Below are 14079 nucleotides of genomic sequence, written 5' to 3' on the forward strand. Positions count from 1 at the left end.
GGAAGAAAAATATTGTTGTATTTTACTGTATTATCCCTTGAAGGGGATCAACATCAAAATCGAAACCCTGCCCCCACAAATCATACTGATCACGTGGAAGATCGGCATAAGGCTGGCATGAAAAAACCGCTGCATATACCTGTCTTATCATAATGGCTTGCTGGCTCTGTGCACCACTTAAGGGGTCAATGATAGGATCTCCTATAACCATTCCTGCACGGTTTAGGTAAAATCGCAAACGCACAGCCGGACGATCTTTTAAATCACCACCAAGCGCCACAAGTTTAAGTTTTTGTTGAATACATCCCCCTACGATGCTAACCAATGTTTGTGCCATTTTTGTGGTATCACCAATATTTTTTCTTGCTCCTAAAGCTTCTGGTGAATCAGAGCGTTTTGCACCACCTCCTTGGGTGCGTGCACGATTAAGCAAATTATTTTCTTCCATTGCCAAAATATCCTCAATAGACTCATCAATTCTTTGGTAATTTTTCTTTTTCTCAGCTTGCACATTTTTTGGAGCAGATTTTTTGTCAGGTTTTGGCTTAAACTGTGGAAAAGGAGATTTATCTGGTAGTGTAATTTGAGGAGCTTCTTGACGTGCTGGTGTTTTTTCTACAGGCACTTTTTCCACCTCGACAGCTTCCACCATCTTCTCTAAAGGCGCCTTTGTCATAACCTCTGGAACAGCTTCCGCCATCTTCTCTAAAGGCGCCTTTGTCATAACCTCTGGAACAGCTTCCGCCATCTTCTCTAAAGGCGCCTTTGTCATAACCTCTGGAACAGCTTCCGTCATCTTCTCTAAAGGCGCCTTTGTCATAACCTCTGGAACAGCTTCCACCATCTGCTCTAAAGGCGCCTTTGTCATAACCTCTGGAACAGCTTCCGCCATCTTCTCTAAAGGCGCCTTTGTCATAACCTCTGGAACAGCTTCCACCATCTGCTCTAAAGGCGCCTTTGTCATAACCTCTGGAACAGCCTCCGCCATCTTCTCTAAAGGCGCCTTTGTCATAACCTCTGGAACAGCCTCCGCCATCTTCTCTAAAGGCGCCTTTGTCATAACCTCTGGAACAGCTTCCGTCATCTTCTCTAAAGGCGCCTTTGTCATAACCTCTGGAACAGCTTCCGTCATCTTCTCTAAAGGTAGCTCTATTTTTGTTTTTGACAATTCTTGTTCTGTAAGTTCTGGTAAAGATTCTTCGGGTGTTTTCTCGTCTCCTGATGGTGAAAGTATAGTCTCAACAGATCGGGGTTTTTCTTTTGGTCTAAAGGGTGCAAGACTATCTATCTGTCCCTCTCCCACATGGCGTCCATCTTCTTTTTCTTGTGGTCTAACCGTTGGCTTCATAGCGGGAATTGCACGTACAGGGGCATTCACTGCACCTTGTTGAGAGGAAAGTTCTTGGGTCAAAGGAGCAAGAGTGATTGGAATTGCTTCTAGTTGTTGCGGTAAAGAAACAGGATTGATGAAGTGAACAGCCCCCCAGCTCAGAAAAATCACGTGTGCTATAAGGGATAAAGCCAAGCCTCGTTTCATGCTATGATAAGAGTCTTTGTTCATCTCCATGCCTTACGTTTCCATGCTTTGCGTTTTTTATTTTTAATCACTCTATGTTGTCTTACATACAATACTTACATACAATATATGACAATTTACCATACTTTTATTGTGCCAAACTTGCCAAAGCAACTTGTGAAAAACCTGCTTTTTGAATATCGGCGAGCAGTTTTAACACCAATTGATATTCAACAGTTTTAGCAGCACGTACAAAAATACGTTGTTTTTTTTGTGTAGGATCATTTTCCAACTGGACTTTAAGCTGAGCGATCAGAGCTTCAGAGGTTTCATAATAATCTTGATTAATGGCTAAGCGCCCTTGTGCATCAAGTGAAACGGTGAGTGGCGTGTGCTGCGTTTGCACAGGCCCTGCTTGACTGTGTGGCAAATCAAGAGGAACCCCATTGATCAAAAGAGGAGCAGAGACCATAAAAATGATCAACAACACCAGCATGACATCAACGAATGGTGTCACATTGATCTCGCTCATCAATTGGCCGTGTGAATGATATCGCCTACGTGTCTTTTTCCGAGAAGAAGCAGCAACAGAAACGCCCATAAACAAATCCCCCTTATAATGATGAATGCGCTGTGCGTGTCTCATCGATACGTCGTGAGACAATTGTTGAAAATTCATCGGCGAAATTTTCTATTTGTGCAATGATCCGTGCACTTTCATGGATCAATTTATTATAGGCAATAACAGCTGGAATTGCTGCAAACAAACCAATAGCAGTTGCTAAAAGTGCTTCAGCAATGCCCGGTGCAACAATTGCCAACGAAGTGTTTTGAGATGCTGAAATAGAAAGAAATGACCCCATAATACCAACAACTGTACCAAAAAGACCGATAAAAGGTCCTGCTGATCCAAGGGTTGCAAGAAAAGCTAATTTCGATTCTATTTTTGCACTTTCACGCCCCAAAGTAAGGTCCATAGCCTTATCAATCCTACTTTGCAAACTTATTGATGTATGAATACCTTTTTCGAGGGATTTTTTCCACTCTGCCATTGCTGCCATAAAAACGGCCGATATACTATTGGTGCGCTGATTTTTACATTCTGCGTAAAGATCTTCTAGCGCTTTTCCTGACCAAAATGTGCGTTCAAATTTTTTGATTTCACGCCGTATTCTCCGATAGGTCAAGATTTTATCAAAAATAATTGCCCAACTCCACACGGAAGCCAGCAGTAAACCAATCATAACAGCTTTAACGACAAAACCCGCTTGCATAAACAAATGCAAGACTCCAATCATTTCTGGATTCGTGAGTTCTACATACGGCATAATTTTTGTCCCTCTAGATGAAAGATTCATTTATTAAATTTCATAAAACAGATTGTTTTACAGTTTCTAAATTTAAGAAAACAATCCCTCTCTCTTTAATCAAAGAGCTAATATAATAAATACAGTTTTAACAGAGCATAGTTTTAAACAACAATTGCTGAAAAAAGCTCTTTGGGTAAACGGCGTGGTTTTCCTGTTTCATTAATAAGAGCAATTTCAACTTTTGCTGTTACCAACAGAGCTTCCTCATGAAAAATATGTTGCTCCATAAAAAAGCGCGCCCTTTGAATACGATTAATCCGTGTTTTGAGTGTTAAAAGATTATCGATTTGTGCTGGTCGTGAAAAATTGATTTCCATATGGCGTACCACAAAAAACAGTTTTTCACCCTCAACACCTGATGCTAAGATCTTGTTATTAAAACCGGTATCCCTCAAGAATTCTGAACGTCCACGTTCAAAAAATTCTAGATAGCGTGCATGGTAGACCACACCAGAAAAATCTGTATCTGCAACATAGACGCGCACCTGCAAATGATGAAAAACATCTGTGGAATCGCTTTTTAAAGGGGATATTTCAGTCATTTTCTCCATCCCATAAAATCGTTTAATAGGTGAATTGTCTTGTGTATAAAACAGTTGAATGTATTTTTGTGTTAAAGTCATGAAAACCAAAGTACAAAATTCTAAATACCCCCAAGCTTTTTCTATAAAAATCTTCCTCTAAGCAGTTCATTTATGATAGAAAAGTATTTTATAGCTGCCCTCAAAAGAAGATGTTTAATCATCTTCTCCATCCCATAAAGTCGCCTGAAGTGATGAATTGTCTTGTGTATGAAGCAGCTGAGCCCGTCTTTGTGGTGCAATCTGCACAGCCGGAGGACAAAGCCCTAAATGGCTCCAAGCCTTTTCTGTAAGAACACGTCCCCGTGCAGTGCGTTGCATAAAACCTTGTTGGAGCAGATAAGGTTCAACAATATCCTCAATAGCATCACGCGGTTCTGAAAGGGCAGCAGCAATGGTTTCAATTCCCACCGGTCCCCCTAAAAAAGTTTCGGCAATCAATCGCAAATAGCGATGGTCAAGCGGATCAAGACCAAGTTGATCAACCTCAAGGCGCGAAAGCGCTTCATCGGCAACCTTATGATCAATTTTTTGTGCTCGCTTCACCAGTGCAAAATCACAAACTCGCCGTAAAAGCCGTCCAGCAATGCGTGGAGTACCACGCGCTCTGCGTGCAATTTCATGGGCGCCATCATCACTAATTTGTACTGAAAAAAGCCGAGCATTGCGTTGAACGATATATTCCAATTCTTCTATGGTATAAAAATTGAGACGAATTGGGATGCCAAAACGGTCCCGTAACGGTGTGGTTAAAAGCCCCAAACGGGTGGTTGCTGCAACCAAGGTAAATTTAGCAAGATCAATTTTAACCGAGCGTGCTGCAGGCCCTTCACCAATGATGAGGTCAAGCTGATAATCTTCCATAGCTGGATAAAGAATTTCTTCAATTGCTGGACTTAAACGGTGAATTTCATCAATAAAAAGGACATCGCGTTCTTCTAGATTGGTTAAGAGAGCTGCCAGATCTCCTGCTTTGGCGATAACCGGCCCTGAAGTGGAGCGAAAATTAACGCCCAATTCTTTAGCCATAATCTGTGAGAGCGTTGTTTTTCCCAAACCCGGTGGTCCAACGAACAAAACATGGTCGAGTGCTTCTTGGCGTGCTTTTGCTGCTTCAATAAATATTTTCAAATTTGCCCGTGCCGCTTCTTGACCAATAAAATCATCGAGCACTTGTGGTCTTAAGGAACGATCTGGATCGTTTTGAAGGGGAACGGCACCCAAAAGGCGTTGATCTTCATCTTTATGCATTGTTACCTTTTACTCAAGTAGGAGGAGAAAGCAATTTGAGGCTATGGCGAATAAGCAGAGCAGAGGAAATGGTTTCCCCTTCGAGAGCATTCATCGCTAAAGCAAGAGCGCGAGCTGCTTGATCACGTTCAAAACCAAGTTTGATCAAAGCAGAGAATGCTTCATTTGTTGGTTGATTGGTCTCCCCTATAGGAGGAAGCGGAGCGCTCTGAACCACATTCTCGTTAAAGGGAAGTGTTTTGCTTTTCAATTCACGGACAATTCTTTCACTGACTTTTTTACCAACCCCTGGAGCACGGCTCATCATTGCAACATCGTTTAATGCAATTGCTTGTGCGAGTTCATCTGGTGATAAAGTGCCCAAAATTGCCAAGGCAACCTTTGCTCCCACACCAGGAACATTTTGCAGCAAGCAAAACCACTCTTGTTCAGCTCTTATTGAAAAGCCAAAAAGGCGAATAGCTTCTTCACGAACATGTGTTTCAATAAAGAGGCTTATACTCTCACCAAGAGCTGGTAAAGAAGAACGCAACCGATTTGATATAAAAACCACATAGCTCACCCCGCAAACATCCACAAGGATATGATCATCAAAGATATGTTCAAGAATACCTTTTAATTTACCGATCATGCTGTAATCCTAATCATATTGCCATCCCTCATTATATCGCAATCTTTGCATGATAAGATGCGTCAGCCCGCCCATCATGCACATGGTGCGCTCTCAGACAAAGAACAAGTGCCAAAGCATCCGCTGCATCGCTCCTGTCGAATTCAGTACAAGCAAGCAAAACTTTTATCATCATAACATAAACATCAAAGATGTATTTTAAAAAACTCTTTAGTTTACCGATCATGCCATAATCCTCGAACGATATGAGATACCCGTGCGATGCATGCTATGACAAAGAGCAAGTGCCAAAGCATCCGCTGCATCACTACTGTCAAATTCAGCGCGAGGAAGCAAAACTTTTACCATCATATGAATTTGTTCTTTAGTGCCATGACCAACCCCAATAACTGATTTTTTGACTTTATTTGGCGCATATTCAAAAACGGGAAGCTTTGCTTGCGCTGGAACAAGCAAAGCAATAGCACGCGCTTGACCAAGTTTTAAAGTTGCCGTAGCGTCTTTGTTGACAAACACGTGCTCCACAGCAGCTTCATGGGGCATAAATTGATGCACAATCTCTGAAAGTCCTTTGTAAAGCTGGCATAACCTGGAAGGAAGGTCATAGCGTAGATCAGAAGAAACCGTCCCTGCTGCAACAAATTGAAAGCGATTACCGGAGAGATCGATAACACCCCACCCTGTACGCCGTAATCCTGGATCAATACCTATAATACGAATTGTCTCTGCCATAATCCTGAGTCTATATAGTTTTTCGCGCTCTAAAAGAGGTTAGAGGGCAAAGAAAACAAAAGCAACCGAGAAAATGCTAAAGCAAAGCAATTGATCAACAAGTCTTTTAAGAACGCAAGCCCATGGCAAAATAAAAATAAAGGAAACGCAAAATTTTTTAAGAACCCCTAAAGGCTGCTTTAAGCAATTCGATCTGTTTCCCCACCGGATTGTCTTTTTCCAATACCTTGGAAAATCCATCTTCTTTTCCAGAACGTATATAGTGCATTCGTGCTTCTAGCCGCAGTGAACAAGCAACGAAGTGGCGGAAAATTTCTGGCAACTTTTGCCAATGAGCAGTTTCGAATTTTAGCGTTGGTGTATGCAGCGATACTTTTGCGATTTCTTTTTGTATTTGTTCTGGTGTCATTTCCCCCTCACGCTCTGCGCGCAGAAGGAGGAGTTGAGAGGCAATTTGCATAAGCCTTGTACTTAAATACATCGCTTCTTTTGCATAAATTGCAGCAATTTCTGTTGAAAAGGAACATGCCGCTAATTTACCTTCTGTGTCAATATAAGTTGCTGTTTTTTCGATCAATGTCATCGTCTCTTCATAGAGGCGATTGAAAGCATTTTCAAAAGCACTATGCTCGATCATGATAATGGGCTCATCATAGGGACGTTTATGTGCGCTCACGCTTTTATACTCCAAATATCAGCATAAAAATTTTGCTACTCAACGAAATGAGAATGAAAAAGTTTCTTTTGTTGCCGTATAGAATGCTTTTTTTGATTGAGTACCTCTTTTAAAACTTTTACGCAACGTGCTTCTTATTCTAAGGTTAATGCGTCATAGGACAGCATTACAGACTGATTGGTTTTTCTGAAAGGGACCTTTGGAAAGATTGACGTTTTTCATAACAATAAGCCACCCCAAACTGCACGGCAATGCCGCTGATAATCAATAGACTATCCGAAAAAAACGTGCCCGTCACCACTGTTTTTAAAATTTGTCCAAACATAGCAAAAACAGTGCCGGTCACAAAGACGGGTAAACTGTGTTTTCCTAGAATTGCCAAGGGGTTTTTCCTGGAAACATGAAACCATTTATTCAAGCTGGGCCAGCAAAGGATAAGTGTTGACAAGGCAATGATATGGAGCAAACGCGGTAAACTTAAAAAAGTCTTATTAAAATTAAGCAGTGGGGAAGACCAACCAAGCCACCCCAAAACGCCCCACCAGTTTAAACGAACCCACGACAGCGAAAGCAAAAGATAAAGGGCTGCCAAAACAACCAAAAAGGGTTGAAAGGCGATGGTTTTTCCTTGTTTGAGAAACAAAGTGGTGATCAACCCTATGACAAACAAGAATTGCCAGGACAAAGGATTTAAAAACCACTGTCCTTTTAAGGGGTAAGAAGGAGGAGCGATTTCATAAAATCCGCAGAGGAGATAGAGCATAAAAGAGCCCAAAAGCAACAACCCTTTATGTTGACAACTCAAATAAAGGGCAAAAGGTGCAAACAGCATCAAAACAATATAAAGCGGCAGAATATTATTATAGCCCAATTGATGCCCCAAGCTTAAGGTGCTAAAAAATGCTAAGACAGGCTGTGTGAAAAAGAGCCCTACATTATTCATAGATAAAAGTTTTTCTGTATGCCACAATAAAAAGGCACCTAAAAAAAGGCCCAAAGTTACAAAAGTTGTAAAAAGATATGCACCATAAAGCTGAAACGCTCTGTACCAAAGTTTGCGTACGATAAAAGCAAAAGGCCTCTGTTGTAAACCTGCATGAAAGCTAAGCCCAAGCGAAATTCCTGACAGCAAAACAAAGACCTCTGCTGAATCAGAAAAGCCGAAATTTCTATGTGTAAGAAACTCATAGAGAGTTCCAGGAATATGGTTGATGAAAATTGTCAATAAGGCTAAAGAGCGAAAAACATCGATGCGTGTATCACGATGAAAAGCATGTGTATGATGATTTAAGCTACCTTGATATCCCATAAAGGACCCCCACAATCCATAAAAGCGGTTTTTAAATATAACAAAGAACATTTATAAGATAAAGTTTTAATTTTTAAGCGTTAAATTGCTTAATATTTAAAAAAACAAGGGTTTTGTATGACAAAACAAAAAGCTAAACTGATTGATCCCCCTTTTTTTCCTCAATTGATTTTAACCCTAGATATTCGGCGTTCTCTTACCTCGGATTTTTTGCAACAAATCTTACAAACGAAATCTTTTGCATGCGTTATTCTCTATGATTCTCAGGGGGATGAAGCTTTTTTGCAAAAACAAGCGAAAATTTATGTGGAAGCTATTCAACGACACGATGTCGCTCTTCTTATTGCTGGTGAGAGCCGAATTGCTGAACGGGTAAAGGCTGATGGTTTTCACATAGAGGATGATCTGGATGTTCTTGAAAGCCTCTACACACAGAAAAAGGAACAAAAAATCGTTGGTTTTGGAAATTTGCGCAATCGCCATAGTGCCATGGTTGCGGGAGAAGCAGGTGTTGATTATTTGTTTTTTGGTAAATTAGGGGCTGATAAAAAGCCGCACGCGCACCCGCGCAATCTCCAATTAGCAGGGTGGTGGTCAGAGATTATGGAAATCCCTGCGGTACTTCAAGCGGGAAGTGATTTTGCAAGTTTTGATGCGGTGCTAAAGACAGCATGTGAATTCATCGCCGTTGAAGAAGTTATTTTTGGGAACGAGAATCCTTTTCTTCTGCTTAAAATGATGAAAAAAAAATGTGAAAATTCACCCTTATGATGCCCACAAAACATCAAAAACCACTTATAAAAAAATGGAAAAGAAAGACTTTCATGAACAGTATTCTTTCTCCATGCATCTCAGAGTTTGAGACTCTTGAGCAGGAAATAAGCTCTCCTGTGTCGCTAGGTGACAAAGGAGTAAAGAGCCTTGCAAATCCCCACCCTCCTATTCCATATGATGAAGTTATAGCTGAAATGGAAATTCTAGTAGAACAACTTGAAACCGAACAGAAGAAATTTTGCTGCTCCCTGTTGTCTGATTGCCTTCGACCCGCAATGATCTACGTCCGATTTTAACTTACATTGCCCAAGACCAATAGAGAACGCACCCCCCCAAACCTGAACACGAAGATGAACCCATGATAAATCAACCCACTCTGTAGATGTCACGGGATTCCGGGAGGTTTTGCTCTGTCCAGGTGCTATAAGCACTAAAAGCAAAATGCTGACTCGGATTCAGTGTTTTCAAGCTCCCGGAATACCAATGCGAGGGCGCTCGCACCCGGCGGGGGGCTTTAGCTTTAGAGTGCAAACAAAAAATCCTCAGAACGACATTTTTTTGGGCAAAAAAATTCGCTTCAGAAGAAAAATGCTGAAAATGTCTCAAAAACAGTTAGGGCATGCTTTAGGTGTAAGCTCCTAACAAATTCGAAAATATGAAACAGGATTAAACCGTATCGCAGCAGGTTTGTTAAAGAAAATTGCCGATATCCTGAGTGTTCCACTTTCCTTTTTTATGCCGATATTTTAGCAAAACAAGCATCCCCATACCATCATGATGAAAGCATATTGAGCAGAGAGGAATACCTGCTTTTAAAAAGATTTAGAGTGCTCACCTCTTAAAACAAAGAGCCATTTTACAGCTAATCTCTGACCCAAATGAAAGCTTTTAAAGGTATGCGTATAGAGAGGATTAGGGGCTAAGCTCTTTGAGCATAAACAGAGATTCGTATTTTTAGAAGGGCAGCATTCTATTTGATGGAGATACTTTTGATTTTAAACGATGTGCACCGATGTGTCCGCTCCAAATGCTTGGCTATCTGTTTGAACTTCCTCACTTTCTTAAAGAATGAGAATTCCTCCTCGTGCCACCGTATAAACAGGGTCTCTAAACAGTCTGCCTTCTTGAGGGGAAATTTCATTAGGCTGACCATTCATATGGTGTACTTTATAGATAAAATATTGATTTATCATGAATAATTTATTGTTTTATCTCTTGAATAAGAACGCACAATACAATAAAATTCTTTTTTTTGAATCAATGAAAATTGCTTGCTTGTATGTTATAAGCGGGGTTGGTCTGTGGGTAAAAAATTTAAAGAAACGCGTCAAAAAACCTCTTATGAATGCTTTTAAATGCAAGGGTTATAAACATTGAGTTTGGTAAAAATACCTTAGTACACTTTATTCTGATTTCTTAGCAGATTTCTATAAATCATTTATTCGAGAGGTGAGCATATGATCTCTCCATTTGCCAGAAATCAGCAGATAATCTCTTGCATAGCCTTCTTTCTCAAAATTAAAGCGCTTTAAAAAAAGCCCACTGTTGATATTTTCAAGTCTCTAATTTGCCATCATTTTATGGAGATCATAAACATGAAAAACATGGCGTATCAGAGTCGATAAAATCTTGAACATGAGGTCTTTCCCTTGATGTTTTTCATCAAGAGAAAAACCAAGATGACACGCTTGAAAAACACCACGAATCACATTTGTAAAGTTAACAAGAGCGATGATTGTGCTACCATTTTTCAAGCGGGTGGCAGAGCGGTATGCTTGTCCTTAGTGTACCCTCACAAGCAAATGCATTTGCTTGTTTTTTCCCGCTGCTAAAGTATTAGAGTCATCAGAAATACTATAACCATTAGATTTTATCGGTTAAAAGGGGCGTAAATAGTTTGCCTTGCGCAGGTAATAGGAAGACAGTTCATCTGCGTCCTCTTTATTGATCAATGTGGAAATTTTATGTTTTTTTGATTGCCATGGCTTCCTCTTCCCCAAAATATATGAGCCCCCATATTTTTTGGCTCATTTTCCATGGCATGATGTTGAGCAGTTCTCTTACCATTTGATTTGTGCAAAAGCGCGCATGGTATGGTACAATATCTTTTAGTATTTCACCCACTTGTCTTCTTATCTTACGTCTTAACGGCCTGAATGAAGTATCAGAACCGTTCTAAGTGCAAGAGACATAATACTCTTTTAAGGATCCTTTTCTCTGGAGAACACTCTGTTGCTGATATTTTCTGTCATAAACCACACGCCCTCCTCATTTTTGGCCGAAATTTAAGGTGCATGATCCATTTTTGTATTTTCCATTCTCTCTTCATTTTGAGAAAATATTTCCCGTTCTCAAGGGTATCAATTCATACCAAGAGCATTTTTATAAAGCTGGATAACGGCTTCTTCTTCCATGCGTTTATGCTCTTCTTTCTTCCGTAGCCTTATAATGCTGCGAACAGCTTTGCTATCAAAACCAGAGCCTTTCAGTTCGGCATAAACCTCTTTAATGTCATCAGAAATGGTTTTTTTCTCTTCTTCTAGTCGTTCAATACGTTCGATAAAAGCACGTAATTGGTTTACGGATATCGCGTGTGTTTCATCGGTTATTGTGCTCATTGTATTCTTCTCCAGATCTATATGTTAAACTGTTTTTAATAATTCATGTATGCTGAGTAAGCCTGAAAAACAAAAAATCACTCAAGCTGTACAGTTTTTTTACAAATTGTCTTTAAATATTTTGTAAAATTTAAGATATATGTATTGATAAAAGGCTATGCGCTAAAAAAGAAAAATCATAAAGATCTGAAAGGTTTTTTAAAAAAAGAAGAGAAAGAGTGTATGCTGTACTCTTATAGCTTACGTTATAAAGGAAATTCTGTGGTTGCCAAAAAACAGGAATGGGCGTGTTATAAAAGAATGAGGCTTTCCCTCTTGAGCATTTTGCTGTGGTGCTCGTTTATTACTTTCGCAAAAGCTGATTTTAGAGTTTGTAATACCACCCAACAGTCTGTTGGTGTTGCCCTTGGGTATCGCACTTTTTCAGGCTGGGTGAGTGAAGGGTGGTGGACGGTCCCTGTGGCAGAGTGTAAAACCTTAATCGAAGGACCACTTTCTTCACAATTTTATTATTTTTATGCGGAAGGGGCACAAAAAAAAGGCGGCTGGTCAGGTTCTGTAACCATGTGTGTACAAGATAGCCAATTTACCATTCAAGGTGTTCATGATTGTTTTCCTCGCGGGTATCAAAAGGCGGAATTTAAGGAAATTGATACAGGGAATCAAACCAGTTGGATGGTGCAGTTAACTGATGAGTCTTTATTTGATGATTCGGTTGTCCATTCTCCTCCCCTTTCAGGAGATTCCTCACCGTGAAGCGTACACGTAAAGTAAAAATTATTGCCACTCTTGGCCCTTCTTCTTTTTCTAGCGCAATGATTGAAAAGCTTTTTAGGGTAGGAGCTGATGTTTTTCGTCTGAATATGAGCCATACTGATCGTGAAACAATGGCTGATTTGGTCAAGCGCATACGCGAGGTTGAAGAAATCGTTCAACGGCCTATCGGTATTTTAGTGGATCTACAGGGACCAAAATTGCGCGTTGGTTGTTTTGCTAAAGGGCAAGAAGAGTTGCGTGTTGGGCAAAAATTTACCCTAGATGATCGTGATGTGCCAGGTGATGCACGGCGTGTTTATTTTCCCCATGCAGATGTATTGGCCGCTGTGAAACCAGGGGACCGGCTGTTGATCGATGATGGAAAGCTTGAACTATGTGCGCAGTTATGTGATGGCCATTCTGTTGTGTGCCGTGTGGTTGCTGGAACCCGTATTTCTGACCGAAAAGGTGTGAGCCTGCCTGATACGGTTTTGCCTTTTGGTCCAATGACTCCAAAAGATAAGGCTGATCTTCAGGCTCTTTTGCAACAGCCTGTTGATTGGGTTGCCCTTTCTTTTATTCAGCGTCCAGAAGATATTTTAGAGCTGCGTCAGCTGACAAAAAACAAAGTGGCTTTGATGGCTAAAATCGAAAAACCTCAAGCATTAGGGCATATAGAGAAAATTATTGATGTTTCCGATGGTATTATGATTGCACGGGGAGATCTTGGTGTGGAAATGCCCTTGGAAAAAATTCCTGCATTGCAGATGGAGCTGATAAAAGCTTGTCGTTTGGCCGGAAAGCCTGTTGTGGTGGCTACACAAATGCTCGAGTCTATGATTTCATCCCCTGTTCCAACACGTGCAGAGGTCTCTGATGTCGCTACAGCAGTTTATGCCGGAAGCGATGCGGTGATGTTGTCTGCTGAATCCGCTTCTGGTCTTTATCCTGAAGAAGCTGTGCTTATGATGGATCGTATTGCGCGGCAAATCGAACAAGATCATACTTATGCTGCTCAGGTTAGGGCACAACATCCTACACCAGAGTCAACGGGAACAGATGCAATTTCTCTTGCAGCGAGACAGATTGCCGAAACACTCACATTAGCGGCTATTGTTGCTTACACCGCTTCAGGTACAACGGGTGTGCGTGCTTCACGTGAGCGTCCGAGTAGACCAATTATTGCTTTATCCCCTATGGTGAAAACAGCACGACGTTTGGCCTTGGTTTGGGGGCTACATTGTGTGGTTACTGAAGATGCCCGAGATTTGGAGGATATGGTTGATCGTGCAGCGGCGCTCGCTTTTCAAGAAGGCTTTTGCCAAGCTGGGGACCGATTCCTTGTGACAGCGGGCGTTCCATTTGGCACGCCTGGTGCTACGAATCTCTTGCGGATTGCTTGTGTTTCTCAAGATGGAACAAAGGGTATTTAAATCTTTGTACGCGATATTCTCTCTGTTTTTTCCAATGGAGCATAGAGGGAGCAAGATATTTTATGCGCTTTATCTCCTATGGTGAAAACAGCACAGCGCTTGGTCTTGGTTTGGGGGCTGCATTGTATGGTTACAGAAGATGCCCGAGATTTGGAGGATATGGTTTAGTTCGTTTATGCGGGGGGCTGCTGTGATATTTTCTGCTGAATTTGCTTTTAAGTCTTTATCCTGGAAAAGCTGTGCTTATGATCGACCTGTGCATTTAGTCGGGATGGTTATTCCATCGTCTTTTTAGACATTTTTTGTCCAAACTTCATTTTTGTTATACGATCAATATATTGAAGCTTGATTGTTCATGATCATTTATAATTTTTGATCTGAAATGTGTGCTCCAAGCAGAGGACTGTTTTTTCATTTCAAACCCTTCATTCA

The 14079-nt window shown here is 40.9% G+C and carries 16 protein-coding genes and 2 pseudogenes; 5 read left to right on the forward strand and 13 right to left on the reverse strand.

Annotation, left to right across the window (positions count from 1 at the left end):
• Positions 1 to 22: 22 nt before the first annotated feature.
• The 10 genes from J7R07_RS02320 to J7R07_RS02365 form a co-directional block, all read right to left on the reverse strand.
• On the reverse strand, positions 23 to 1561 hold the full coding sequence (locus J7R07_RS02320) for a hypothetical protein (protein ID WP_208435337.1): 1539 nt from the start codon (positions 1559 to 1561) through the stop codon (positions 23 to 25).
• Between the two features lie 103 nt (positions 1562 to 1664).
• The gene (tolR, locus tag J7R07_RS02325; RefSeq protein WP_208435338.1) at positions 1665 to 2117 is read right to left on the reverse strand and encodes a protein TolR; all 453 of its coding nucleotides are present in this window, start codon (positions 2115 to 2117) and stop codon (positions 1665 to 1667) included.
• A 13-nt stretch (positions 2118 to 2130) separates the two neighbouring features.
• Positions 2131 to 2844, reverse strand: coding sequence for a protein TolQ (gene tolQ / locus J7R07_RS02330; protein WP_208435339.1), 714 nt, complete (start codon positions 2842 to 2844; stop codon positions 2131 to 2133).
• Between the two features lie 143 nt (positions 2845 to 2987).
• Entirely contained in the window at positions 2988 to 3428 is a 441-nt protein-coding gene (ybgC, locus tag J7R07_RS02335) for a tol-pal system-associated acyl-CoA thioesterase (protein WP_208435340.1), read from the reverse strand.
• 195 nt (positions 3429 to 3623) lie between these two features.
• The gene (ruvB, locus tag J7R07_RS02340) at positions 3624 to 4718 is read right to left on the reverse strand and encodes a Holliday junction branch migration DNA helicase RuvB (protein ID WP_208435341.1); all 1095 of its coding nucleotides are present in this window, start codon (positions 4716 to 4718) and stop codon (positions 3624 to 3626) included.
• A gap of 13 nt (positions 4719 to 4731) precedes the next feature.
• A complete protein-coding gene (gene ruvA, locus J7R07_RS02345) occupies positions 4732 to 5349 on the reverse strand; it encodes a Holliday junction branch migration protein RuvA (RefSeq protein ID WP_208435342.1) in 618 nt (205 codons plus the stop codon).
• 31 nt (positions 5350 to 5380) lie between these two features.
• Positions 5381 to 5575, reverse strand: coding sequence for a hypothetical protein (locus tag J7R07_RS02350; protein ID WP_208435343.1), 195 nt, complete (start codon positions 5573 to 5575; stop codon positions 5381 to 5383).
• Complete coding sequence (gene ruvC / locus J7R07_RS02355) at positions 5572 to 6081, reverse strand: crossover junction endodeoxyribonuclease RuvC (RefSeq protein ID WP_208435344.1); 510 nt, start codon at positions 6079 to 6081, stop codon at positions 5572 to 5574. Before ruvC ends, J7R07_RS02350 begins: the two co-directional genes overlap by 4 nt.
• A 157-nt stretch (positions 6082 to 6238) precedes the next feature.
• Positions 6239 to 6757 carry a DUF1465 family protein gene (locus J7R07_RS02360; RefSeq protein WP_208435345.1) on the reverse strand — a complete coding sequence of 173 codons (519 nt, stop codon included), beginning with the start codon at positions 6755 to 6757 and terminating at the stop codon, positions 6239 to 6241.
• A gap of 166 nt (positions 6758 to 6923) precedes the next feature.
• Positions 6924 to 8066 carry an OpgC family protein gene (locus J7R07_RS02365; RefSeq protein ID WP_208435346.1) on the reverse strand — a complete coding sequence of 381 codons (1143 nt, stop codon included), beginning with the start codon at positions 8064 to 8066 and terminating at the stop codon, positions 6924 to 6926.
• A 117-nt stretch (positions 8067 to 8183) separates the two neighbouring features.
• Here J7R07_RS02365 and J7R07_RS02370 point away from each other — a divergent pair, with 117 nt between their 5' ends.
• Both J7R07_RS02370 and J7R07_RS08330 read left to right on the forward strand, forming a co-directional pair.
• A complete protein-coding gene (locus J7R07_RS02370; RefSeq protein ID WP_208435347.1) occupies positions 8184 to 8837 on the forward strand; it encodes a thiamine phosphate synthase in 654 nt (217 codons plus the stop codon).
• Between the two features lie 486 nt (positions 8838 to 9323).
• Positions 9324 to 9732: pseudogene (locus tag J7R07_RS08330) on the forward strand (helix-turn-helix domain-containing protein).
• A gap of 169 nt (positions 9733 to 9901) precedes the next feature.
• Here the strand turns inward: J7R07_RS08330 and J7R07_RS08490 are convergent.
• From J7R07_RS08490 to J7R07_RS02380, 3 genes and pseudogenes are all read right to left on the reverse strand, one after another.
• A complete protein-coding gene (locus J7R07_RS08490) occupies positions 9902 to 10033 on the reverse strand; it encodes a hypothetical protein (protein ID WP_281384538.1) in 132 nt (43 codons plus the stop codon).
• Positions 10034 to 10267: 234 nt separating this feature from the next.
• A pseudogene (locus J7R07_RS02375) lies at positions 10268 to 10840 on the reverse strand (GNAT family N-acetyltransferase).
• A 360-nt stretch (positions 10841 to 11200) separates the two neighbouring features.
• Positions 11201 to 11458: a DUF2312 domain-containing protein gene (locus tag J7R07_RS02380; protein WP_208435348.1), complete on the reverse strand. Its 258-nt coding sequence runs from the start codon at positions 11456 to 11458 to the stop codon at positions 11201 to 11203.
• Positions 11459 to 11680: 222 nt separating this feature from the next.
• On the opposite strand from J7R07_RS02380, the gene J7R07_RS02385 reads away from it, so the two are divergent.
• From J7R07_RS02385 to J7R07_RS08495, 3 genes are all read left to right on the forward strand, one after another.
• Complete coding sequence (locus J7R07_RS02385) at positions 11681 to 12214, forward strand: DUF1036 domain-containing protein (RefSeq protein WP_208435349.1); 534 nt, start codon at positions 11681 to 11683, stop codon at positions 12212 to 12214.
• Entirely contained in the window at positions 12211 to 13647 is a 1437-nt protein-coding gene (gene pyk / locus J7R07_RS02390; protein WP_208435350.1) for a pyruvate kinase, read from the forward strand. Before J7R07_RS02385 ends, pyk begins: the two co-directional genes overlap by 4 nt.
• 62 nt (positions 13648 to 13709) lie before the next feature.
• Complete coding sequence (locus J7R07_RS08495) at positions 13710 to 13841, forward strand: hypothetical protein (RefSeq protein ID WP_281384539.1); 132 nt, start codon at positions 13710 to 13712, stop codon at positions 13839 to 13841.
• Positions 13842 to 14079: the final 238 nt, after the last annotated feature.

Origin of the sequence: Bartonella phoceensis (assembly GCF_902825145.1) — a bacterium.
In the GTDB taxonomy this organism is placed as follows: Bacteria; Pseudomonadota; Alphaproteobacteria; order Rhizobiales; family Rhizobiaceae; genus Bartonella; species Bartonella phoceensis.